Annotated in this window: 19 protein-coding genes and 1 pseudogene; 17 read left to right on the plus strand and 3 right to left on the minus strand. The window is 50.3% G+C overall.

What is annotated here, in order from left to right; genetic code table 11:
- Nucleotides 1-70: 70 nt before the first annotated feature.
- From GQY55_RS12570 to GQY55_RS12595, 6 genes are all read left to right on the plus strand, one after another.
- The gene (locus GQY55_RS12570) at nucleotides 71-454 is read left to right on the plus strand and encodes a DUF2255 family protein (RefSeq protein ID WP_160041807.1); all 384 of its coding nucleotides are present in this window, start codon (nucleotides 71-73) and stop codon (nucleotides 452-454) included.
- 61 nt (nucleotides 455-515) lie between these two features.
- A complete protein-coding gene (locus GQY55_RS12575; RefSeq protein ID WP_160041809.1) occupies nucleotides 516-1,490 on the plus strand; it encodes an aldo/keto reductase in 975 nt (324 codons plus the stop codon).
- A 68-nt stretch (nucleotides 1,491-1,558) separates the two neighbouring features.
- Complete coding sequence (locus GQY55_RS12580; RefSeq protein ID WP_160041811.1) at nucleotides 1,559-1,963, plus strand: hypothetical protein; 405 nt, start codon at nucleotides 1,559-1,561, stop codon at nucleotides 1,961-1,963.
- The gene (locus GQY55_RS12585) at nucleotides 1,950-2,702 is read left to right on the plus strand and encodes a carboxymuconolactone decarboxylase family protein (protein WP_160041813.1); all 753 of its coding nucleotides are present in this window, start codon (nucleotides 1,950-1,952) and stop codon (nucleotides 2,700-2,702) included. The genes GQY55_RS12580 and GQY55_RS12585 overlap by 14 nt, the downstream gene beginning before the upstream one ends.
- Before the next feature lie 17 nt (nucleotides 2,703-2,719).
- Nucleotides 2,720-3,583 (plus strand): aldo/keto reductase, encoded by an 864-nt coding sequence (locus GQY55_RS12590; protein WP_160041815.1) that lies wholly within the window; start codon nucleotides 2,720-2,722, stop codon nucleotides 3,581-3,583.
- A 49-nt stretch (nucleotides 3,584-3,632) separates the two neighbouring features.
- Nucleotides 3,633-4,043: a cupin domain-containing protein gene (locus tag GQY55_RS12595; RefSeq protein ID WP_160041817.1), complete on the plus strand. Its 411-nt coding sequence runs from the start codon at nucleotides 3,633-3,635 to the stop codon at nucleotides 4,041-4,043.
- 489 nt (nucleotides 4,044-4,532) lie between these two features.
- Here the strand turns inward: GQY55_RS12595 and tnpB are convergent, their stop codons facing one another.
- A complete protein-coding gene (gene tnpB / locus GQY55_RS12600; protein ID WP_160041819.1) occupies nucleotides 4,533-5,636 on the minus strand; it encodes an IS200/IS605 family element RNA-guided endonuclease TnpB in 1,104 nt (367 codons plus the stop codon).
- Between the two features lie 6 nt (nucleotides 5,637-5,642).
- Nucleotides 5,643-6,044 (minus strand): IS200/IS605 family transposase, encoded by a 402-nt coding sequence (gene tnpA, locus GQY55_RS12605; RefSeq protein ID WP_160041759.1) that lies wholly within the window; start codon nucleotides 6,042-6,044, stop codon nucleotides 5,643-5,645.
- Between the two features lie 252 nt (nucleotides 6,045-6,296).
- Between tnpA and GQY55_RS12610 the strand changes: the two genes are divergently transcribed.
- A complete protein-coding gene (locus tag GQY55_RS12610) occupies nucleotides 6,297-6,683 on the plus strand; it encodes a VOC family protein (protein WP_160041821.1) in 387 nt (128 codons plus the stop codon).
- Between the two features lie 643 nt (nucleotides 6,684-7,326).
- Nucleotides 7,327-9,258 (plus strand): fructose-1,6-bisphosphatase, encoded by a 1,932-nt coding sequence (locus GQY55_RS12615; protein WP_160041823.1) that lies wholly within the window; start codon nucleotides 7,327-7,329, stop codon nucleotides 9,256-9,258.
- Between the two features lie 200 nt (nucleotides 9,259-9,458).
- Here GQY55_RS12615 and GQY55_RS31355 read toward each other — a convergent pair.
- Nucleotides 9,459-9,651 (minus strand): annotated as a pseudogene (locus tag GQY55_RS31355) (aldo/keto reductase); the annotation flags it as partial.
- Nucleotides 9,652-9,991: 340 nt separating this feature from the next.
- On the opposite strand from GQY55_RS31355, the gene GQY55_RS12620 reads away from it, so the two are divergent.
- From GQY55_RS12620 to GQY55_RS12660, 9 genes are all read left to right on the plus strand, one after another.
- On the plus strand, nucleotides 9,992-13,168 hold the full coding sequence (locus GQY55_RS12620; RefSeq protein ID WP_160041825.1) for a bifunctional cytochrome P450/NADPH--P450 reductase: 3,177 nt from the start codon (nucleotides 9,992-9,994) through the stop codon (nucleotides 13,166-13,168).
- 757 nt (nucleotides 13,169-13,925) lie between these two features.
- Nucleotides 13,926-15,641: a sensor histidine kinase gene (locus tag GQY55_RS12625; protein ID WP_236575578.1), complete on the plus strand. Its 1,716-nt coding sequence runs from the start codon at nucleotides 13,926-13,928 to the stop codon at nucleotides 15,639-15,641.
- Nucleotides 15,619-16,449, plus strand: coding sequence for a response regulator (locus tag GQY55_RS12630; RefSeq protein ID WP_160041829.1), 831 nt, complete (start codon nucleotides 15,619-15,621; stop codon nucleotides 16,447-16,449). Before GQY55_RS12625 ends, GQY55_RS12630 begins: the two co-directional genes overlap by 23 nt.
- Before the next feature lie 156 nt (nucleotides 16,450-16,605).
- On the plus strand, nucleotides 16,606-17,934 hold the full coding sequence (locus GQY55_RS12635) for an ABC transporter substrate-binding protein (RefSeq protein ID WP_160041831.1): 1,329 nt from the start codon (nucleotides 16,606-16,608) through the stop codon (nucleotides 17,932-17,934).
- 123 nt (nucleotides 17,935-18,057) lie between these two features.
- Nucleotides 18,058-19,008 (plus strand): carbohydrate ABC transporter permease, encoded by a 951-nt coding sequence (locus GQY55_RS12640; RefSeq protein ID WP_201452146.1) that lies wholly within the window; start codon nucleotides 18,058-18,060, stop codon nucleotides 19,006-19,008.
- Nucleotides 19,009-19,034: 26 nt separating this feature from the next.
- Complete coding sequence (locus GQY55_RS12645) at nucleotides 19,035-19,868, plus strand: carbohydrate ABC transporter permease (protein ID WP_160041833.1); 834 nt, start codon at nucleotides 19,035-19,037, stop codon at nucleotides 19,866-19,868.
- A 643-nt stretch (nucleotides 19,869-20,511) separates the two neighbouring features.
- Nucleotides 20,512-20,703 (plus strand): hypothetical protein, encoded by a 192-nt coding sequence (locus GQY55_RS12650; protein WP_236575596.1) that lies wholly within the window; start codon nucleotides 20,512-20,514, stop codon nucleotides 20,701-20,703.
- Nucleotides 20,704-21,055: 352 nt separating this feature from the next.
- Entirely contained in the window at nucleotides 21,056-23,014 is a 1,959-nt protein-coding gene (locus GQY55_RS12655) for a putative thiazole-containing bacteriocin maturation protein (protein ID WP_160041837.1), read from the plus strand.
- The gene (locus GQY55_RS12660) at nucleotides 23,011-24,960 is read left to right on the plus strand and encodes a TOMM precursor leader peptide-binding protein (RefSeq protein WP_160041839.1); all 1,950 of its coding nucleotides are present in this window, start codon (nucleotides 23,011-23,013) and stop codon (nucleotides 24,958-24,960) included. Before GQY55_RS12655 ends, GQY55_RS12660 begins: the two co-directional genes overlap by 4 nt.
- Nucleotides 24,961-24,985: the final 25 nt, after the last annotated feature.

The raw sequence follows: 24,985 nt of genomic DNA on the forward strand, positions 1-24,985 counted from the left end.
CAATGTTCATTTTTATTCGCTGTAGTTCATTCTAAGTAATTAATATCAAGTTTTAAGGAGGATCCCATTCATGAGTACGTGGTCGAAAGAAGAATTGAACAGGATGGCTGAGTCCGATGATCTTCACATCTCGCCTTTCCGTGAAGACGGAGTTACTTATGGTACCCCGACCTGGATTTGGTCCGTTGTGGTTGGCGACTCACTTTATGTACGCGCCTACTACGGGCAGAACTCCCGATGGTACCAGGCGGCGGTACAGCAGAAGGCGGGGCGAATCACGGTGGCCGGCATGACAAAGGAGGTCGGTTTTGAACCGGTTGATGGCGAGATCGGCAACCTCATCGACGATGCGTATCGTGCAAAATACAAGGGTAGTCCTTATCTGAACTCGATGATCAGTACGCGGGCCCGTTCGGCGACAGTCAAGGTGGTGCCACATGGAACCAACGCCTGATTTACATCGATGATTCACCTCATTTGATATTCGTCAGGAAAAGAATGGGAGGGACAATCAAATGGATTATACGAAACTAGGAAATTCCGGCTTGGATGTATCCCGGATTTGTCTTGGATGTATGGGCTTTGGCGACGCGTCGAAAGGCCATCATCGGTGGGTTCTTAATGAGGATCGGGCACGTCCGATCATCAAAAAAGCGTTGGAGCTTGGAATCAATTTTTTTGATACAGCGAATGTTTATGCTGAAGGAACAAGCGAGGAGATTGTCGGAAGTGCATTAAAGGATTATGCGAACCGTGACGAAATTGTCATCGCGACCAAAATCCATGGACGAATGCATCCAGGGCCTAACGGCGCCGGACTTTCCCGTAAAGCGATTATGAGTGAAATCGATAAGAGCCTCAAGAGACTGAAAACCGACTACGTGGATTTGTACCAAATTCATCGTTGGGATGCAGGCACACCGATCGAAGAGACGATGGAGGCCCTTCACGACGTAGTCAAGGCCGGTAAAGCGCGCTACATCGGTGCTTCCGCCATGTGGGCATGGCAGTTTCAGAAGGCGTTACATGTCGCCGAGAAAAACGGGTGGACGAGATTTATATCAATGCAGAATCATTTAAACCTCATTTACCGCGAAGAGGAGCGGGAGATGCTGCCGCTTTGTAAGCAAGAAAAAATCGGGGTCATTCCTTATAGTCCTTTGGCAGGTGGAAAATTGGCGCGGGAGGCAACCACACATCGTGCCGAAACCGATGAAATTGCCAAACAAAAATACGATGCAACGGCAGATGCGGATCAATTGGTGGTAAACCGGGTAGCATGTCTCGCTGAGAAACATGGCGTTCGACGGGTTCATATCGCACTGGCGTGGCTTCTCCACAAAGAACCGGTAACTTCTCCGATTGTCGGTGCGACAAAAATATCCCAGCTCGAAGATGCGGAGGCCGCGCTTTCCATCTCATTAACGCCTGAAGAAATTGCATTTTTGGAAGAACCGTATGTGCCGCACCGCGTCGTTGGACATTTCTAAGTGACCGTTCGTAAGAGTAGAGCTTGCGTGAATTGATCCCATTGCACTCATATTAGAAGGAAGAATAAATGAACAATGCTTGGAAAATATACATGCTGGCATTCATTGGTTTTTTTGTGAGTACATCGGAGTACGTGATGGCCGGTATTTTGGATCAAATCGCCGCCTGGGCTTATATTTCGGTGTCAGCTACAGGCCAATTGATCACCGTATTCGCGATCGCCAATGCGATCGGTTCGCCGATCTTCAATCTGGCTGCGCTTGCTCCGGAAACCCCTGGAATCATGTTAAGCCTGTACGGCTCCATTCTACAGATCGCGATCGCTGCCGTCGGCGGGATTGGAGGGATTGCGGTAGAAGTCGTATCGATACGGGCTATCGGTTGGATCGCCGCTTTATTCGTCGCCATTGCCGTTATTCTAATGGCGGTCTCATTAAAAACAAACAGGAGGTTTCGTTTTGGATCGAATTGAGAAGAGTCAAGTCACTTATAATAAACTGTTTGGCGATGGAGTACCGGCGGCATACGCTACCGATCCTGATTTTCAGGACATTCTTAGCCGCTTCATTTTCGGGGAGGTTTTTTATCAGGGGAACCTGGACGATAAACTTCGCGAGCTGATAACCTTGGTCGTGCTTGCAACCAATCAAACTTTGCCACAGCTCAAGGCACATGTGCATGCCGCGCTGAACGTCGGACTTACGCCGATCGAAATCAAGGAAGCCGTGTACCAATGCGCGCCTTACGTCGGTTTTCCTAAAACGCTGAATGCCATTACGGAGGTCAACGACGCTTTCAAAGCCAGGAACATCGCATTGCCGCTTGAGAGTCAAAAACAGGTTGAAGAAGAGAATCGGTTTGACAAGGGACTTGCCGTGCAGGTGGACATTTTCGGGGAGGTCATTTCCAAAAACCGGGAGAATGCACCGAACAATCAAAAGCATATTCAGGATTTTCTTTCCGCCTTTTGTTTTGGCGACTTCTATACCCGGGGAGGCCTGGATTTGAAAACGCGGGAGTTGCTGACTTTGTGCATCATAAGCGCACTCGGGGGAGCCGAAAATCAGGTCAAGGCACATGTACAGGGCAATCTAAATGTCGGCAATGACAAGGACACGATGATCACCGCCATCACGCATTGCCTTCCTTATATGGGTTTCCCTAGAACGTTAAATGCTTTGGGTTGCATCAAAGAAATCATTCCCGAATAGCAAAGGAGACAAAAACAATGATTAACGAAACGTACAAATTATCCAATGGTATTGAAATTCCCAAATTAGGTCTTGGTACCTGGCTGCTTGACGATGAACAGGCGGCACAGGCCGTACGTGATGCGGTATCTCTTGGGTATCGCCATATTGATACTGCTCAGGCTTATGCGAATGAAGCTGGTGTAGGCGAAGGAATCCTTTCTTGCGGTGTCGCAAGAGGAGAACTTTTCATTACGACGAAGGTTGCTGCTGAAGCAAAGAATTATGATGCAGTTACGCAGTCCATTCATGAGTCATTAGCCAAATTGGGACTGGATTACATTGACCTTCAGATTATCCACAGCCCGCAGCCTTGGAAGGAGTTCCGCGAGGAGAAACGTTACTTCGAGGAAAACAAACAAGTATGGAAAGCCATGGAGGATGCATATAAGACAGGCAAAGTGAAGGCCATCGGTCTTTCCAACTTCCTTCAGGATGATATAGAGAATATTCTTGCTAGCTGTGAGATCAAGCCTATGGTCAATCAAATCTTGGCACATGTGGGCAATACGCCATTGGAGCTCATTGAATTCTGCCGGAAAAATGACATCCTGGTGGAAGCATATTCGCCCATTGCACACGGTGCAATCCTTGATCATGCGGAGGTTAGGGTCGTAGCCGAAAAGTATGGAGTATCTGTTGCTCAGCTTTGCCTTCGATATGGTATCCAGCTTGGTCTTGTCGTACTTCCGAAGACGGCAAATCCAGATCACATGAGAAACAACGCAGAGCTTGATTTTGTGATCAGCGATGCAGATATGGAGAAATTAAAGAACGTAGAGCAAATCCAAGATTATGGTGAGCACAGCTTTTTTCCGGTGTTTGGCGGGAAATTAAAGTAAAAAGAGCCCGAGTATACAAACCATAATGATGTTTAATGGAGGAAGCAAAATGGCAAAACATGAAGAGGTAAAAAACGGCGTGATTTTCCCTGTGGGAGAGAAAAATGAAGCCTTTGCACAATATTTTGTGGGACAAAGTTACCTACAGACGTTGGTTGCCGATCCCAAAGTTCATGTTGGAGTTGGGAACGTTACCTTTGAACCCGGATGCCGGAATAACTGGCATATCCATCGTAATGGGTTTCAAATTCTATTGGTAACCGGCGGCGAAGGCTGGTACCAGGAAGAAGGAAAAGCTGCCCAGTTCCTGAAAGCCGGTGATGTGATTGTGACCCATGATGGTGTAAAACACTGGCATGGTGCTACAAAAGACAGCTGGTTTGAACACATTGCCATCACTGCAGGTACGCCGGAATGGCTGGAGCCCGTCACGGATGAGCATTACAACGATTTGAAATAAATGATGAAGCGGCAGACTAAATCAATGCATGACGATTCCGCAAAAGGATCCGCAGACGGTGGGTGGAGTTCCTGACCGGATCCGCACCAACTGAAGATAGAGATTTAGAAACGCCATATCAGTTTCGCTTGTATTAACAAAAATGAACCGAGAACGTGTTGAATGAACAGGGAGCAGATTACGCCGCGGCAGCTGCTCCCTTTTCCATTAAAGTAACGGGCAGAAAGAGGTAATATATAACTAGACGACCTTTCATCGTTGTCTTCATTTCACATGCGGTGTTACCTAACTGATTCAAAGTTCTTGATCATGACGTTAGGCCATAGCGCATAATTCTCTATGAATACATAACTAGGATTGAGAGTGGCTGCTTTTTCCATTATATTAATATTGAACCTCCCACGACTGAAGTCGCAGGATTCTTGGGTAAAACCGAGTAACCTCGACGAATTGACCAAGCTATCCCCGTAGTTCCTACGGTTACTGCCGCTATACAGAGAGTAGTCTTTTGCCTTCGGCAAGAATGTTTTGACTGGCGTTCAGATCCCTTTGATGATGTGTGTTACAAGAAGGGCATTCCCATTCACGAAGATTCAGATTCTTAACGTCTTTGTTTTGGTATCCACAGCAAGAACAGAGTTGGGATGAAGCGAATGTTTTGCCTACTGCAATGATGATGCGTCCGAACCATTTCGCCTTATATTCCAGCATGGTGCGAAACTGATGCCAGGACACTTCGCTGATGGCTTTCGCCAATTTATGATTTTTAAGCATATTGGAGACTTGCAAATCTTCTATCGCAATCACGTCGTGGTTTTTGACAATGTGCGTGGAAATCTTTTGCAAGTAGTCCGTTCTTGCATTCACAATACGCTCATGTAGACGAGCAACTTTGAACCGTTGCTTTTTCCAATTGGAAAGTCCTTTTTTACGTCTGGAAAGTTTACGCTGTTCACAGGCTAATTTCTTTTCGAGTTTGCGCAGGAATTTGGGGTTTTCAAATACTTCACCATTGGAGAGTACAGCAAAATCCTTCAAACCCACATCGATACCAACCTCTTTGTTGGTTTTAGGAAGTGGATTTACCTCTGTTTCAACCAAGATCGATACAAAATATTTACCACTGGAATTGGATCTGACGGTTGCATTCAAAATGCGTCCTTCGACTTCTTGGGATTTAGCAAACTTTACAAGTCCAAGTTTAGGGAGCTTGATCTTATTCCCCTCCATCGCAATATTTCCATTGGTTTGCTTTGTGGTATAGGACTGAACCTTATTTCTTTTTGATTTGAAGCGTGGCGCATCGTTCTGCTTCCTGAAAAATCGTGAGTAGGCATCGGCGAGATTTTTTACCGACGACTGAATCGCGATGCTGTCCACTTCTTTTAGCCATGGAAATTCTTTTTTCAGATGCGGCAGTTCGGACGAACAGCTGTTGTAGGTTAACCCTTTACCGGTTTCCTTGTACGTCTCGTTCCATTTGGCCAGAAAGTGATTAAACACAAAACGAGAACATCCGATGGTCCTTGCAATTAGAATTTCTTGTTCCTTGCTCGGGTAGATCCGGAATTTATAGGCTTTCTTGATGAGCATTGAGTTTCACCTCACTTTCTGGTTTTGAATGTACCTCCTAATTTGCTCCTCTGTTTGTTCACTGACGGTTGCTACAAAGTAAGAAGGATTCCATAGTTTCCCTCCCCACAATTCCTTTTTAAGGTGAGGAAATTCTTTAAATAGCAATCTGGCAGACACACCTTTGAGGGCTTTCATGATGTTTGGTATAGAGTGCTGTGGAGAGCAGTCCATGAGAAGATGAACATGGTCAACATCTGTCTCTATTTCGGTGATATCAAATTGATGATCCGAAGCAATTTGATGTAGTAGTTCTTTTAATTTCGACTCCACTTCACCTGTTAAAAGTTTGTGTCGGTATTTTACGCACCATACCACATGATACTGGATGGAATAGACGTATCCACGCCCACGCTTGACTTCTGACATAATTATCCTCCTCTTGATTTTAGGATAACATATGTCATTATTTCTGGAAAGAAATATCCTATATTTATTGGTTATATTCTTAATTAAATGATTAACATATGTAGGATGTTCAACATGCCTTTTGGCATCGCCACATCGGAGCGTTCATTCATCTCATGACTAAAGTCACGAGTGTTCTGGACGCAAAGAATAAAATGGAGTATGCGAAGATACCACCCTGACCTAATTCTATTTTAATTGGAGGGATTCAATATGGATTTTCATGCCATAAGATTATGTGTCGCTAATTTCCAAGAAAGTCTTACGTTTTACAGAGACATCCTTGGTTTTCATGGGTGGCATGATCATGAACAACAATATGCATATTTTGAGGAAATGAACATTGCTTTATTTTCGCAAAAGAAAATGTTAGAAGCTATCTTCCCAGAATATCAACCAGCAGAATCCATAGCACAGCAAGCAAAATTTATCATTCAGTTTGAAGTAAAGGATGTTGACGAGTATTATCATCTCTTGAAAAATAAGGGGATCGAATTTATAAATAAACCTCATAATCGTAATGATTGGGGTTCGCGAGTTGCGCACTTTTATGATCCAGATCAAAATATCATTGAAATTTACAAAGTAAACCGCGATTAATTGTGTAAAGAAGAAGCAGCAAGAACCTATTTAACGTTCGCCGAAAATGACAGGAATATGTGTGGTTAGCCGCAATTTAAAAGAAATATCAATTACCGATCCATGAGAGTATAGGAGTAGCGCCTAAAAAAACGAGAGAAGACCCGCCGTAAAAGCCAAAAACCCCGGAACTCCATTACTGAGTTACCGGGTTTTTTAAAACTTTTTGCTGCACTAATTTTCTGGGGCTGTCTTCAAGAAACCGGGGAGGCAGCTGTTTGTATATAATCGAGGAAACCAGAACCGGCACGCAGGGAGCTAATTGCATACAATCGTAATAAATAAGGAAATGAAATTGTTTTTTTGGTTAACATAACAGGAGAGAGTAATCGTATGTTAATCATGAGTCGATACGAATCGAAAAAATGATGAATGAAGTTAGAATTTTGGCTTATGTTATGATTGTTATCCGCAAAAAGGTAAGTTTCTATTCATTGGTTAGCAAAAACGGATATAAATTGCTCACTAATTAATCCAATCATGGGCATCCTTACGAAGAGCAGTTTTTAGGTTCCGAGATGGTTACCCTGAGCTTAAAGGCACGCCGCTAGCCCCAAAAAAGAACCTATGCATCACCATCTTTCCTTGAAGGGGGACTTCTGTTTTGGATTCGCAGTTTCTAGATTTATTGGCCCAGAAATATGATACGGAAGAAAAAGTCATCACAGAGATCATCAACCTTGAAGCGATTTCCAACCTCCCCAAGGGAACGGAGCATTTTGTCAGTGACTTGCATGGGGAGTTCCAGGCTTTTCAGCATGTATTAAGAAACGGATCGGGTACCGTAAAAGAGAAAATCAGAGCTTTGTTCGGTGAGGTTTGGACGGATCAAGAAATCAACGATTTTGCGGCGTTAGTTTATTATCCGGAAGAAAAAATACGGCTGGTCAAAGGAGACCTGTGCAATAAACAAGCCTTGAAACGGTGGTATAGACAAACGATTGAACACATGCTTAAGCTCATTTCTTATGCCTCTTCCAAATACACGCGCTCGAAATTGCGCAAAGCTCTGCCGGAGCAGTTTGTATATATTGTCGAAGAGCTTCTATACAAGACGGATTCGACCAACAATAAGGATCCTTATTATGAGGAAATATACCGGCAAGTTATCTCCTTGGGCCTGGCGGACAAGCTCATTATCGGCCTTGCTTACACAACCCAGCGCTTGGTGGTTGACCATCTTCATGTGGTCGGAGATATCTATGACCGCGGGCCGGACCCCGATAAAATTATGGACACGCTGATCAACTACCATTCTGTAGACATTCAGTGGGGGAACCATGATGTCCTGTGGATCGGCGCCTATGCGGGTTCCCTGGTCTGCCTTGCGAATATTATCCGGATCTGCGCCAGATACGACAATCTGAACATCATTGAAGACGCATACGGAATCAATCTTCGCCCACTGCTGAACTTGGCGGAGAAATACTATGATGACAATCCGGCCTTCAGACCGAAGCTGCAGCAAGGCCATACCGTATCGGAGCAGGAAATCCTGCAGATTACCAAAATTCATCAAGCCATTGCCATGATCCAGTTTAAGCTTGAAATCCCGATTATCAAGAGACGCCCTTACTTTAATATGTCTGAACGGCTTTTGCTTGAGCAGATTGATTACGAAAACAATGAAATCAAGATCAGAGGAAAAATCTACCCGCTTGAGAATACCTGTTTCATAACCGTAAATCCGCAGCAGCCTGAACAATTGCTGGAGGAAGAACAGCAGGTGCTGGAAAAGCTGTTGTTCTCCGTTCAGCATTCCGAAAAGCTGGCCAGACATATGAATTTTCTTATGAAAAAGGGCAGTTTATATTTAAAATACAACGGGAATTTGTTAATCCACGGCTGTATTCCTTTGGATGAAGAAGGAAACATGGAAGCAATGCGGATTGAAGACAAGACGTATTCGGGCCGTCAGCTGCTCGATGTTTTTGAATATTATTTACGTTATGCCTTTGCGCATCCGGAAGAAACGGATGATTTGGCGACGGATATGGTGTGGTACATCTGGACAGGGGAATGCTCCTCGCTCTTTGGAAAGAGAGAAATGACCACCTTTGAACGGTACTTTATCCAAGATAAAGAAACCCATAAGGAGAGGAAGAACCCTTACTACTATTTGCGTGAACATGAGGAGATCTGCCGGAAAATCCTGCTGGAGTTTGGTTTGAATCCGGATCATGGACATATCATTAACGGCCACACGCCGGTTAGAGAAATTCGTGGAGAGAACCCCGTTAAAGCAAACGGCAAAATGGTCGTCATCGACGGCGGTTTTTCCAAAGCTTATCAGTCTACAACGGGTATCGCCGGATATACCTTGCTGTATAATTCCTTTGGCATGCAGCTTGTAGCCCATCAGAAATTCAATTCCAGAGAAGATGTGTTATGCAACGGAACGGACGTATTGTCAGTAAAAAGACTGGTGGACAAAGAAGTGGAGCGGAAGCTGGTGAGGGAAACCAACGTCGGGGAGAAGCTGCAGCAGAAAATCTCAAATTTGAAGAATCTCCTGGAATATCGCTATATGAAATGAAACAGCTGCTAAAGGTTTGACAGATCATGATTCATAACTAACGGAGAACTATAATTTAATAAATGACCATGAAGAAGCTGCCGGCACTGGTCGGCAGTTTTAACGGGCAGGAATAAAACCCATCGTTTCTTGAACGCATTTTGAAAAGGAGTTGTAATACGACAAGCCATAACGGATAAAAAATACCAATTACGCGTAGCGACGATTTCTCTTGGGGTTTTCCAACGTAAAATCACTTGGGCAACGGATTTATTATACTTCGTAGCGATGGATACTAAAATTTCATTTTGAAAAATGTAAATTTCCCCTTCTGCCATCTACCAAGCGGCCCATCTTAAAGTTGCTAACTCCGATCGCCCGAATTATTCCTTCACGATACAATTTCTCCATAGCAGGGATGCGTGGGGATACCGATCGATTCATGACTTTATCGCCAGGACGGAAGTCGTGCATGACTGAAATAATCCTGGCTGAAAAGTAACAAGCAGCCCTCGGCCTGACCGATGAATTCCGGACCTCTGGCTGATGTGCGGGAGTTCATATCATGTTATGTTAAAAGGTAGGATAGGATAGCGTTGGCAGGCTTTCGCAGCCAAGCAGCTGTCAAATCCTCCTTTTTTCTTATATTTTGACCGTATTACCATTTTGGTCAGTTGGTTTTGTCAGTCGCGTTAGCAGCCTATTATAAAGGCTGGATTAAAGAGAAACGAACAGGATGATGGAGGGAAAAAACATGACAGAAACCATTCAGGTGCCTCAGCCTAAAACCTATGGGCCATTAGGAAATCTGCCGCTGCTGGATTCCGCCGCGCCGGTGCAATCGTTGGTGAAGGTCGCTTCGGAGCTCGGACCGATCTTTCAGTTCCAATATCCCGGTGGCCGCAAAGAGATCTACGTGTCCGGACATGAATATGTGAAGGACGCTTGCGACGAAAAGCGCTTTGATAAACGGATATGGGCTCCGCTGCAAAACGTGCGCGCTTTTGCAGGCGACGGATTGTTTACGAGTGCGACCCAGGAAACGAATTGGAAAAAAGCCCATAACATTTTGCTGTCCAGCTTCAGCCAGCGGGCAATGCAAGGTTATCATGCAAAAATGCTGGATATCGCCTTGCAGCTGATTCAAAAATGGGGGCGGCTGAACCCGGGCGAAACGGTGGACGTTCCTGCGGACATGACGCGGCTCACGCTCGACACGATCGGATTGTGCGGATTTAGTTACCGTTTCAACAGTTTTTACCGGGAAGACAACCATCCCTTTATCGATGCGATGGTGCGGGCGCTTGACGAAGGGATGAACCAGCTTCACCGCTTGGGCATCCAGGATATGTTTATGGTCCGGAAGAAACGGCAGTTTCAAGAGGACATCCAGGCGATGTTCTCGCTCGTCGACGAATTGATCCGGGAGCGTAAGGCGCAAGGCGGGAATGAGGATGATCTGCTCGCGCACATGCTGGAAGGCGTCGATGCGGATACAGGTGAGCGTCTGGATCAAGAAAATATCCGCTACCAGATCATTACATTTCTGATCGCAGGGCATGAAACGACCAGCGGCCTGCTCTCCTTTGCGATCTATTTTCTGATGAAAAACCCCGATAAGCTGCGTAAAGCGGTGGAAGAGGTGGACCGCGTCCTGAAAGACCCGGTACCGACATATAACCAGGTGCGGGACCTGAAATACGTCCGAATGGTTCTAAGCGAGTCTCTGCGGTTATGGCCCACGGCGCCGGCTTTCTCGCTGTATGCCAAAGAAGATACATGGATTGGGGGAAATTATCCGATCCAAAAGGGTAATAGCGTGACCGTGCTCATCCCGGCTCTTCACAGGGATGCGCGCGTCTGGGGGGACGATGTGGAGGCGTTCAGACCCGAGCGTTTTGAGGATCCTAGCAAGGTGCCTCATGACGCGTATAAGCCGTTTGGCAACGGCCAGCGGGCGTGCATCGGGCAGCAGTTCGCCCTGCAGGAAGCCACCTTGGTTCTGGGCATGGTGCTCAAGTATTTTGACCTGACGGATGCGGACCACTACGAACTCAAGGTGAAAGAGACGCTGACGCTGAAACCGGAAGGGTTTCGGATTCGTGTCAACCGGAGGGGCGCCGTCATTCCGATGGGTTACGGCAGCACCGAACCGGTGGATACCGCTGCTCGCGAATCCAGCAAGCCGGCTTCATTGGCGGAAAACGCACATCATACGCCGCTGCTCGTCCTGTATGGTTCCAATTTGGGCACGGCCGAAGGCATTGCCAGAGAAGTAGCCGATCTCGCCAAATACCAGGGATTCGACAGTCAGGTCGGTACCTTGGACGACTACGCCGGCGCCCTTCCCAAGGAGGGAGCGGTGATCATCGTAACGGCTTCCTATAACGGCCAGCCTCCCTCTAATGCGAAGGCTTTCATCGAGTGGCTGGAATCCGCCGAGAATTCGGCCGTCCAGGGTGTCCGCTACGCGGTATTCGGCTGCGGGGATCATAATTGGGCCAGCACGTATCAACGGATCCCTCGCCTGATTGATGAGCTGCTGACCGCCAAAGGGGCGAAGCAGCTTCTCCCGCGCGGGGAGAGCGATGCCAGCGGCGATTTTGAACGGGAGGTTGACGACTGGACGGAGCATTTATGGCCGGATTTGATGCAGGCGCTGGGACTGCCGGTCACGGCCAACCGCGAGCCGATCCGGAGCACGCTGTCGCTGCGTTTTGTCCAGGGCGTGGCCGCCGTTCCGCTGGCGGAAACCTACGGAGCCGTATCCGGACGGATTGTGCGCAGCTTCAATCTTCAGCACGCAGACAGCGGAAGGGTCACGCAGCACGTCGAAATTGCGCTGCCGGAAGGTACGACTTATTGCGAGGGCGATCATCTGGGCGTGCTCCCGGTCAACCCTGAGCCATTGGTGCGGCGGGTACTCCGCCGATTCCGGCTGGATGGCTCCGCGCACCTGATTCTGGAAGCGGGCGGGAAAAACATTCCCCACTTGAAGGCAGGTGTTCCGGTCCGACTGGACGAACTGCTATCCCGCAGCGTAGAGCTGCAGGAGCCGGCAACCCGGGCTCAAATCCGGGAAATGGCAGCATGTACGGTATGTCCGCCGCATGCCAGGGAACTCGAGGCGTTGCTCGTAGAAGAGACGTTCCAAACGGACATTCGGGCGAAGAGGGTTACGATGCTCGACCTGCTCGAGCAGTATGATGCCTGTGAGCTGCCGTTTGCTCGTTTTCTGGAGCTGCTGCCGGCGCTGAAGCCGAGATATTACTCCATCTCCAGCTCGCCCCAAGTCAGCCAAGACACGGCCAGCATCACGGTCGGCGTAGTTCGGGGAGAAGCATGGAACGGCAAGGGAGAGTACCGCGGCATCGCCTCCAACTACTTGGCCGGGCTTGAACCGGGAGCCGAGGTGCTGATATTCGTCCGGTCTCCTGAATCCGGCTTCGCACTTCCGGAGGATTCCGCCACACCGCTGATCATGGTTGGTCCAGGCACGGGCGTGGCTCCGTTCAGAGGCTTTATCCAGGCCAGACGGGCACTCCAAGCGGCAGGAAAGGTGCTGGGTGAAGCCCATCTGTACTTTGGCTGCAGGAATCCGGAACATGATTACCTATACCGCGCGGAGTTTGAGCAGGCGGAAAGGGATGGGCTGGTAACGCTTCATACGGCATACTCCAGAGTGGACGGCGTTGATAAGTGCTATGTCCAGCATCTTATGAAGCAGGACGGGGAGCTGTTGCTGCCGCTGCTCGAAACCGGGGCCAAGTTGTACATCTGCGGCGATGGATCGCGGATGGCTCCGCAGGTGGAACAGACGATCATGGACTCCTATCGGGAAAGAAGCGGGGCAAGCCGTGAAGAAGCGGCTGAATGGCTAGCCGCGCTTGAAGCGGCAGGTAACTATGTGAAGGATGTATGGGCCGGTTGAGCTTCCATGCTTCGGGTAAGTCGCATGATCTCGATGCCTTATGATCGACTGCCGCAAGTTGGATTATCAGGCAGCTGAGTAGCATGCTTATCCCGAATAATCGGGATGGACGGGACATCATGAGTTAACGCGGTATGATCAGCAAAGACAACGCGGAACGATAAATGGCAAACTTGTTGAAAAGCAAGGAGACATGGTACTGCAAGCAATTGTCGAACCAATAGCAATAGTAGCCGGCCGCTTGACTTGGCCGGCTTTTTTAATAGGCGTGTTTTTCCAGCCCTGAAGATTTCCGCTCCCAAGTCTCAACGGTAGAGCCCTTACGTTGAACACATATAATTTTGCAAGCAATTGTTTCGGCGGCTAAATCCTCATGGGGTTTGCCATCAGCCTGCCTGGCAGCGTGAGCAATATCCCCGTCAACTTTTCAGGATAACTATTATTCATACGACCTGTTTTTCCTACGAAAAAATCCCCTCCGTTCTCCAACGCTTAAGCCTATCTTACATCTGTTAACCCCTTATCTTCCTGATTGATTAGTACGACGTAAGGGGTTTTTCTTACGATATTTCGTGCTTTGTTCGGAATTTTCGCAACATTACTTTGAAAGCGTAATCATTCGTATATAAAATAGCATTACGCAAGTGATACTTTTGAAAAAAGAGGGTGATTCGCAACAATGAGATCCTGGTTCCACACTCGTTTTCCCCCATTGCACTCGATCGTCGTGCAGCTATTCCTCTTTTTTTTCTTCGGGATGACTCTTCCTGTCCTGATTGGAGGATTCATATCCTACCACAAATCGTCCATGATCGTTGAAGAGCAGGTCAGCAAAGTGGCCGCGCTAACGATTGTGCAGGTGAGCGATAAGCTCAACATGTTTTTCAAGAAGCTGGACGACTCCTCGATGATGGTACTCAACAGCAAAATCGTCCACAACATTTTGGAGCAGAGACAGGGTGATAACGCCTACGAAACAACGCTTAAGGTGAAGGACGGCAAGGATATGCTGACTTCGATTATGATCAATTCGCCTGAAATTCTCGATATTTATATTTTTGATACAAAAGGCAAAAATTCGGTGCTTAGCGCAGACTCCCTCATGTCGATTCCGAATCAGTGGGATTCCGACTGGTATAAGGCCATATTGAAAGCGAACGGCAATACCGTATGGTTTGGGCTATCCGAAACTTCATACCTGAAAAGGACCGGGATGGGATTCCCGGTTTTTGGTCTCGGCAGGGCCATCCGGAGCTGGGAGACGGGCGAAGTCATCGGCGTCATGTTTGTCGAGGTCATGGGAAACGTGCTGATCGATGAGCTGAACCGCGTTCAATTCGGCGACACGGGTTACGTCTACATCGTCAATGAGCAAAATCAATATTTCTACCATCCCAACCCGGACGAGTACGGGAAGGCGTCCAAGCTGCCGCTGCCGCCCCGGAAAATGCAGCTGCGCGAAGGCCGGCGCAACACGCTCATGATTCCAGAGCGACTGAACAACGGCTGGCTTGTGGTAGGCGTCGTACCGCTCGAGGAGTTGACTGCCGACTCATCCAGCATTCGAAATCTGACGGTGTTGATTGCCCTGTGCTCCATCGTGCTGGCGATTGGCATGGGCTACTACGTTACACGCCGAATCGGGAATCCGCTCGTCTACTTGAGCCGCTTGATGCGCAAAGGAGAAGCCGGCGACTTGACCATCCGCAGCCGCAGCGTCGGACGCAATGAAATCGGGCAGCTTGGCCGCAGCTTCAACAAGATGATTGAACAGATCGAGCTGCTCGTCGAGCGGATCGCCAAGGAGGAATCCGAGAAGAAGAAGGCGGAGATCCGGGCTCTTCGGTATCAGATTAATCCGCATTTTCTATACAACACGCTCAATTCGATCCGCTGGCTTGCCAAGCTGAACCGCACGAACGACGTAGACAAAGCCGTGACTTCGCTCGTTCAGCTGCTCGAGGTCAGCATGGGGCGAAGCGGCGTTTTCATCCAATTAGGAGAAGAGCTGGACCTGCTGCAGAAATACATGGTCATTCAAGGGTACCGATATGACAACGCCATCACGCTGCTTATGGACTGTCCGGAAGAGCTGAAGCAAATTCCGATTCCGCGCATGCTTCTCCAGCCGATTGTTGAAAATGCGGTCTTCCACGGCATCGCCCCGAAGGATGAACCGGGTACGATTGAGATTCGTGCGCGGCAAGAGGGGGAGGAGATCATCATCAGCATCGCCGACGACGGCGTAGGCATGAGCGAGGAACGGCTTGCCCAAATTTTCGCCGATGAACGGCCGCATCATAACCGGGGGATGACCAACATCGGGCTGCGCCATGTTCACCAAACGATTCGGCTGTATTACGGCAACGGATACGGGGTCAGTGTGACCAGCGAGCTCATGCGGGGTACGGAGGTCACGATTACTTTTTCAAAATTGAAGGGGGATCATGATGTACAAAGTGCTGTTGGTTGATGATGAAGCCATCGCAAGAATGGGGATTCGGTCTACTTTTGATTGGGAAGTCAACGGATTCGAGCTGGTGGGGGAGGCTTCCAACGGCCAGCGGGCGATGAAATGGGTCGAAAGCAAGGAGATCGACATTCTGATTACCGATATTGCGATGCCGGTGATGGATGGACTTGAGCTTGCGCGCAGGACGAGGGAGATCTGCCCTTGGGTCAAGGTGCTCCTGCTTAGCTGCCATAGCGATTTCGAGTATGTCCGCGAGGGGATCCGGCTGGGTGCCTTTGACTATATTTTAAAGCCGATGCTGAGTGCGGAGTCGTTAAAAACCGTGCTGTATGAAATGCGCCATAGCTTGCAGAAGGAGAAAGAGGATCACCGCATTTTGGAGCAATACAAGGAAAAATGCAGCGCAGACCAGGTAGCCGTGATGTCGCTGCCCCTCCCTGCCGATTGTCCGCCTCCGGATAAATCGCTGCACCAACGGATCGTCCAGCAGGCGGTCGAGTATATCACGGAGCATTTTACAGAGTCGATCTCTCTACAGCTGGTTGCAGACAGGGTGTGCGTCAGCCGCAATTATTTCAGTGAAATGTTTAAGCGGGTCACAGGACATAATTTCATCGACTACTTGATTACGCTGCGGGTGAACCGGGCAAAGGAGCTTCTGCAAAATCCAACGCTGAAAGTATATGAGGTCGCGGAGATGTCCGGCTTCAATGACACCAAGCATTTCAGCAAGCAGTTCAAAAAAGTCGTCGGACTGACGCCTGCGGAATTCCAGGGAATGCCGCGCAGATCAGCACCCTTCAACTGAATAATTCGCAGAATAGAAAACATAGGAAATTATGACACGATTTCGGAAATTAGTGTCGTTCAAAGGCGAAGGAACCCGTTTTATAATATTCACGTAAACGTTTTCACAGCAAGGTGCTAAGCAGACGACTACTCTTTGGAATGGGGGAGTAAAAAAATGAAAAAGCTCAGAAAGTCCTTGTTTGCGGTGTTATTGGTGACGATGGTTGCGCTTCAGGCATGCGGGTCTGGCGGCGGCGACAACCAAGGAGCGCTGTCGGAAGACGGTCAAGGGGGTGGGGAGAAGGTCAAGATTAAATGGGCGACCTGGGGGAATCCAGGAGAGCTGACCCGCTTCCAAGAGTTCACGAAGGACTTCAACTCGAAGCATCCGGACATTGAAGCGGAGCTGATTCCGATTCCGGGGGAATACGACCAGAAAATCCTGACTCAGCTGACGGGAGGAACCGCCCCCGATGTGTTTTATGCAGGCGATGGCTTCGTCGTAAAACTGATCGAGAATAAAAGCATCGAGGAAATAACGCCGCGAATGACTGCGGCAGACAGCAAAATCAAACCGGACGACTATTTCGAGGGACTGTGGGGCGCGGCGAAGCGTGACGGCAAAATCTACGGCGTGCCGGTCGACTGCAATCCGATGGTGCTGTGGTATAACAAGAAAGTGCTGAAGGACGCTGGAATTACGGAGATGCCGGCCGACCTTCAGGCCAAGGGTGAGTGGACCTGGGACGCGTTCAAAGGCATGGTGGAGAAAATCCGCGACTCGAAAAAGTACGGGTACGTGCTGGACAACTCCTGGAACAGCTACTACAGCTGGGTAACGTCCAACGGCGGCAAAGTTTACGACGATAACGGCAAGTTTATCGGTTATGACGATCCGAAGGCGAAGGAAGCATTCCAGTTCCTGTACGATAACGTAAAGGAGAAAAATATTACATTCTCCGGTACGCTGCCGAAGGGGCAGGGCGGCGACGCCATGTTTATGTCCAACCAAGTCGGGTTCGTCGGGGCAGGACGCTGGTATTTGCCGCTGTTTAAGAAAAACTCCAGCCTGGAATACGATGTCGTGACCTGGCCGACCAACACGGGGAACAAGATTGAACCGGCCGGGATTCCGACGGCATTCTTGGTCATGAACAGCGCGTCGAAGCATAAAGAAGCGGCCTATACCTTCTACTCCGAATTCCTGAGCTCGGACGGACAGAAGTTCCGTCTGCAAGGCGGGGGCAATGCGGTGCCGTCCGTTCAAGGCGTGGATGACGTCGTTCTGGAAGGAAACCTGCCGGAGCATGCGCAGCTGTTCCTTGATGCCCGTGAAGTGGGTTATTCGCTGACTCCGTTCGAGGCCGGCATTCCAGGGCTGAGCACGGATATTACTTCCAAGTTCGAGGCGCTGTGGCTCAAGAACGGCGAATTGGACGCATCGCTCAAAGACATTCAGGAAATGGCCAACAAAAAAATCGACGATTATAAAAACGGCAAATAACGAAAGTCCGGAGGGAAGGGAGCGCAGGGCACAGCGCAGCGTTCCTTCCCTCTTTCCATGCTGGCTGGTGACTGACGGCCAACGCTTCGTAAGGCGTAATTCGCAAGAGGAAGGTGGATGTGTATGCAGAATCAGACGGCCGATAGATCCGTTTCTGCACCGGCCTTGCAGCCGGACAACAAAAGGAAGACCGCTTTGACGAACAAGACGTCGGATGGCATTTGGGGCTATGTTTTTATTTTCCCCCAATTGGCCGGATTGCTGCTGTTCTCGTTAATTCCCCTGATCTCGGCTTTCGTGCTCAGCATGATGAAATGGGACGGGATGGGGGAGAAGCAGTTTGTCGGACTGGATAACTTCATCAACACGTTCAAGGATGAGGACTTTCGGATCGCCGTGGTCAACACGCTGTATTATACGGTGCTAACCGTGCCTACGGGCATTATTCTGGCGATGCTCATCGCGGTCGGCCTGAATCGGGTAAAAGGCAAGCTGATTTACAGGCTCATTTATTTTATGCCGAACATTACGATGTCCGTGGCGGTCGCCGTCGTCTTTATGTGGCTGTTTAACGCGGATTTCGGTCTGATCAATCTTTATTTGAAGGAGTGGTTCGGGATCGACGGCCCCCGCTGGCTGACCGACACGCGGTTTGTTATGCCGTCGATCGCCATGCTCAGCGTCTGGATGGGGCTTGGCGGGAACATGGTCTTGTTCCTGGCCGGGCTGCAGGGTATATCCGCAAGCTATTACGAAGCGGCACAAATTGACGGCGCCAGCAAATGGCAGCAGTTTGTCAACATAACCGTTCCGCTGCTGTCTCCGACGACCTTTTTCGTGACGATAATGACGATCATCGGTTCGTTTCAGGTGTTCGACCAGTCGTTCGTCATGACCTCCGGCGGGCCCGCGAAAGCGAGCTATACGATCGTGTTTCACATTTACGATTCGGCGTTCGTGGACTTTACGTTCGGGAAAAGCACGGCGACCGCAGTCATTTTGTTCATCATGATTTTGGCGCTGACGCTGTTCCAAATGAAAATATCCAAACGCTGGGTCCATTACGAGGACTAGAATCGACCGGATAAGGAGGAGAATGCATGCAGACCAGAGGACTACGCTTGTCCACCGTCCTGCTTCATATTATATTGCTGATCGGCGCGTGCATCATGGCACTGCCGTTTATATGGATGCTGCTCAGCTCGCTCAAGGATCTGTCCCAAGTTTTTATCGTGCCGCCGAAATGGATCCCCGATCCGTTCGTGTGGTCCAACTTCAAAACCTCGTTAACGGCTTTGCCCTTCGGAAAGGCGTATTTCAACAGTTTCTATATCAACGTGATCGTCGTTGCTTCGCAGCTGTTCACCTGCTCGATGGCGGCTTACGCATTTGCCAAGATCCGGTTCCCTTTCCGTGAATCCCTCTTCGTCCTCTTTTTGGCGACGATGATGGTACCGGGACAGGTGACGATTATCCCCCTGTATTTGATGATGAAAAGCATCGGCTGGCTGGACTCGCATCTGTCGATCATTGTGCCTGCCGCGTTGTTTAATGCCTTCGGCGTGTTCCTGCTGCGCCAATTCTTCAGAGGCATTCCGAAGGAGATGGAGGAGGCCGCCATCGTGGACGGTGCCAACCGCTGGACGATTTATGCTCGCATTATGCTGCCGCTGGTAAAACCGGCTTTGTCTGCGCTGGGAATCTTCACGTTCCTCGGCATGTGGAACAGCTTCTTTTATCCGCTCATTTTCCTGAATACTCCCGAAAAATTCACCGTCCCGATGATGCTGAACCTGTACCGCGGCATGTATTCCACGGACTGGACGCTCATGATGGCCGGCGCCGCGATTGCGCTTATTCCGGTACTGATCGTGTATATCATCGGTCAGCGTTATATAATAGAGGGCGTAACGCTTTCCGGGATCAAGGGATAACGAAAGCGATCCTTAGTTTTTGATTTAAGCAAAGTTGCAGCAGCATGGTCAGGTTCCTTTGACCATGCTGTTTTTGCGTAACCGTTTTTGATCAACACTTGATGGCTTTCATCTACGGCACCAATGAATTCATTAAACATCCTCTTGTCTTGGGCAACATTGCGCGGGTTCCAATGATACGAAACCGTAATGCGATTAAAAGCTAATGACAACGAAGCGGCTTTTCATCCATTCCAACCTATTGGTCGGGATGATCGTTTATACCTCGTAAAATTCTTCTTCCTTATCATCTTTAGTATGCACCTTCCCATAATTTTGGGGCTAAACCTGAAAATCATGGTCACGTCTATTTGGGGTGAAAACGATAGCGCTCGGGATTGAGTCCCACCGGCAGTTACGTTCAACCCGGCTACCGGAAGCACTCTGTCGGGTCTTTTTTATTTGGTAGGCGGATGTCATAGGAACACTAGCGGATCCCATTTCATAAATTATCTTGTCGAGAAGGAGGAATGGGCTTGTATGCCGGTCGTTCTCGTATAACGATTGTCCCATGCAGGGTATTGAATGATACGGAGGGTATAAAATGAACGAATTCCAGAAGGATCTGCAAAACTTGAATGTCGGCCAGTTCACTTCGACGGGGATGACACCTATGTCGGGGCAAAATCAGTACTATTCGGGGGATCCCCGTTTATGTGTTGGAATTTGCTTTTTTTGCGCCGGCTTTTGCGGCGGGTTTTGTTCATGCAGCAACTGTTTCCGCTGTAGCAGCTGCTTCAGCTGCGCCGGCTGCGGTAGCTGCGCACGTTGCGGAAGCTGCGCTCGCTGCCGTTGAGTACCGAAAAAAATCGCTTTGCGATCCGCAAAACGGTATGCCCCTGCAAATGTCTCGCCTTGCAGGGGCTGTTCCTTTTTTAGTTTTAGGCATGACGGACAAAACGCGCTACATAACTTAAAAATGAAGAAAAACCGAAGCTTGGTACAATGCGATTTCCCCGGCAAGAACTTCGTTTTTACCTGAGGATTTTGCAAAAATCAAAGGAGCGACTTTCAATCAGCAATAGATAAAGCGAAACGGTTTAATTCGACTATATATTGTACCCGGGGGCGGCCGGAATCGAATTTTGCAAAATCCTGACCTACGCAACGGTTTTGCTTCCGGCAAAACTTTAAGGAGGAATAAAAACTTGAACCCTTCTATGCGTCTGAAAGTGAAAGGGGATACGTTCTTTCTCCCCGATTCGAATGGCGGCGTCTATTTTCGCAACAATACGGGTTCGTTTCGAATGGAAGGCGACATGATTGATCTGTGGATCGAAAAATTGCTGCCGATGTGGAGTGGGGATTATTCCATGGCGGATCTGACGGACGGGCTGCCGGAACCCCACAGGGTACGGGTTTATGAAATCGCGGAAGTACTGCTGAGTAACGGCTTTGTCCGGGATACCAGCCAAGACAGCCCTCATAGCCTTTCGGAAGAGGTACTACGGAAATATGCCGGACAGATCGAATTTCTGGACAGCTTGGCAGGGGCGGGCGCTTACCGCTTTCAAACCTATCGCCAAGCTAATCCGATTGCGGTAGGTTCCGGTCCGATATTTGTCTCGCTCGTCGCGGCTTTGTTGGAATCTGGATTGCCTCGGTTTCGTATGCTGATCATGAACCGGGAGACCACGGATTGCCGGCGGATCTCCGAGCTGGCGGCGACCGCGCGTCTATCGGATCCCGAGGTCGAGGTCGAGGAGATCTTTCCGCCGAATGACGGCTTCCCCGATTGGCCGGAGGTCGTGCGGCTTGCGGATTCCGTTCTCTATGTCGCTCAGGATGACGATCCCGGTGAGCTGAGAGCGCTGCATGCTGCCTGCAGGGACGCGAAGAAGCTGCTGCTGCCTGCCATCTACTTGCGGCAGGTCGGCATAGCCGGGCCGCTGGTACACCCGGATTCGGACGTCTGCTTCGAATCCGCATGGCGCAGGATACACCGAGCCGCCCTTGGCGATGCGGGTCGGCCGACCGCCGTCTCTACTACGTCGGAAGCCATGCTCGCGAATGTGGTCGTATTCGAATGGCTTAAGACCGTTTCGGGGACGACGGCTTCCGAATTGAACGGAAAGTTGTTCCTGCTGAATCCGGAGACATTGGAAGGCGAGTGGCATTCGTTACTTCCCCATCCGCTGGTCAGCGGGCTTCGTCCGGCCGAACCTGCGGATCCGTTCGACCTTCCAATCGAACAGCGCACAAAGAGGAAAGAAGCCGACCGTCTCCTCTCCTATTTCAATCGCTTGACTTCGGCGGAGACCGGCATCCTTCACTGCTGGGAGGAAGGGGACTTGAAGCAGCTTCCGCTTTCACAGTGTCTCGTCCAGGCAGCCGACCCGCTTTCGGAAGGCCCCGCCGATCTGCTGCCGCAGATCGTTTGTATGGGAATGACCCATTATGATGCAAGGAAGGAAGCGGGCTTGGCTGGCATCGAGGCGTACGTGTCGCGATTGGCCGGGGTTCTGAAGGCGGCCGGGCCTGCCCAGCCGGATACCGCAAGTCCAATCGAGTTTCAGCCACATGAATATGTAGGGGTCGGAGCAGGAGAGACGGTAGCGGAAGCTGTTCTCCGCGGACTCCAGAAATGTCTGTTCGAGGAGCTGAAGAGCCGCTCTGAATCCAGCGTGCCCTCCGTTTATCGAATTGAGCTCAGCAAGGTTGATGATGGTTTCTCACGCTACTGCTTGCGTGTAATGAGTACGATGCGGGATGCTCCTGTAATAGGTCTAGGGCAAGAAGTATCGGGTTTCCCGGTTGTTTGGGTCGGTACGAGCGGGTACTGGTACGGCGGGGTCGGGGTAAACCGCACGACGGCGCTGCGAGAAGCGCTTCGACAGGCGCTGATGAGGATCCAAAACGATGCGGCGGACATCCAAGGCCAAATCCTGGAGCGCTCTTCGGTCAAGGTGGAAGATGCCTTGCCGCAAAGCCTGGCGATCCCCGGCGTCGATGAGTTGGAATACGGCACGATGCTGCAGTCCGTCCGGCAAACCCTGCAATCGAACCGTAAGCGGATCACGGTCGTTGATTTGTCGACAGAACCATTTATGAAAGAAGAGCTGGCAGGCGTGTATGGCGTGTCGCTGAGAGAGGAGGAGACGCTTTGAGCGCGATCGTAACGGTCATCGGGGAAGGGCAGCTCGCGGATTTGGTAATCAAGCAATTGTCTGCCGATGACCGCTATCGGCTGTTCCGGCAGGAAAGCATCGAATCCGGAGAGGCGGCAATGGGAGACTTGGCGCTGGTATTGAACGATGCTTGGGACCCTTCCGTTCATCTTGCGGCGGAGGATCGGTTCCGACAGTCGGGAACGCCCTGGCTGCGCGGCTTCGTTGCATTCGGAGAGGGGATTGTCGGTCCGTTGGTTCGTCCCGGGGGGCAAGGATGCTCGCAATGCGCGGATATCCGGCTTCTGCTGGCGGGAAGCGACCGCAGGGAATCGTGGGAACTACAGCGGATGCTGGCGTCGCATGGGGGCATCGCCCGGGACGCTTGGGCGTCTCGCACGGGATTATTGCAGGTGGCGAGCCTGGTTGCGGCAGAAGCCGCGAAGATGCTGGAGGGCAAAAAGCCAGAGACGGAAAGCCGGATTTACTTGATCAATCTGCGTACGATGAAAAGCTCGTCGCACTTCTTCCTTCCCGATCCGTTATGTCCGACCTGCGGCCGATTGCCGGAAGACGATGAGGAGACGGCCCGCATTGCGCTTCAGCCAAGCCTGAAAATCAGCGGAGAAACGTACCGCAGCCGTTCGATGGATGAACTGAAGGATGTTTTGGCCAAAGAATACCTGGATGCCAGGACCGGCTTTCTGAACGGGAAAATGGTTGACCTTGTGTCTCCTTTTGCCGATGCGAGCATCAATTTGCCCTTGTTTGGCGGAGATGAGGCTTGCGCAGGTCGGACCCACTCCTATGCGGATAGCGAAATGACGGCCATCCTGGAGGGACTGGAGCGTTATTGCGGTCTGTCGCCCCGCGGCAAACGAACCGTCGTTCATGACAGTTTCCGCAATTTACAGGGCCGAGCGCTCGATCCTCTCCGCGTAGGCGTCCATGCCAAGGAACAATATGAACGCTCCGGCTTCCCGTTCAAACCATTCGATCCCGAACGGCCGATCGACTGGGTATGGGGTTATTCGTTCCTGCAGCAGCGTCCGATTCTCGTACCGGAACTGCTGGCTTATTACAGTTCGGGCTGTGGTCGCGGATTCGTATACGAAACGTCCAATGGCTGCGCGCTGGGCGGCAGCCTGGAGGAAGCGATCTTCTACGGAATGCTGGAAGTGGTGGAGCGCGACTCGTTTCTCATGACTTGGTATGGGCGGCTGCCCCTGCCGCGTCTGGACCACCGTTCGGTCCAGGACCGGGAGTTGAGATGGATGACGGATCGTTTAGAGGCCGTGGCGGGTTATGACGTGCATTTGTATAAATCGACAATGGAGCACGGCATACCGAGCGTGTGGGCGCTCGCGAAAAACAAGAAAGAGCGGGGGGTGAATCTCATCTGCGCGGCGGGCGCCCATCCGGATCCGATTCGCGCGGCAAAGAGCGCGATCCACGAGGTGGCGGGCATGCTGCTCACGCTCAGCGAGAAATTCGAGGAAAACCGTCAGAAGTATGAACGGATGCTTCTCGATCCGTACCAGGTCGTTGAGATGGAGGACCACTCCATGCTGTACGGGCTGAAACAAGCGGAGGAACGGCTCGATTTTCTGCTGAATGAAGATCGTCCCATGCAAACGTTCGCCGAAGCGTTTGAACCGAGGGGCTGGAACGCAGATCTGACCGATGATCTGAAGGCCATGCTGCACGTTTTCCGCCAATTGAATCTTGAAGTGATCGTGGTCGACCAGACGACGCCGGAGACGCGTCGCAATGGACTCTATTGCGTGAAAGTGCTCATTCCCGGCATGCTGCCGATGACGTTCGGGCATCATCTCATCCGTTTAACAGGACTGGATAGGGTGCTCAAGGTCCCTGCGGAGCTGTCTTATTCGCTGGAGCCCTTGTCGCCCGAGCAGCTTAATCCGTATCCGCACCCGTTTCCCTAATTGACGGTTATGGGGCGGCCCGGTT

Source organism: Paenibacillus sp. USDA918EY (assembly GCF_009870825.1).
In the GTDB taxonomy this organism is placed as follows: domain Bacteria; phylum Bacillota; class Bacilli; order Paenibacillales; family Paenibacillaceae; genus Paenibacillus_AQ; species Paenibacillus_AQ albilobatus.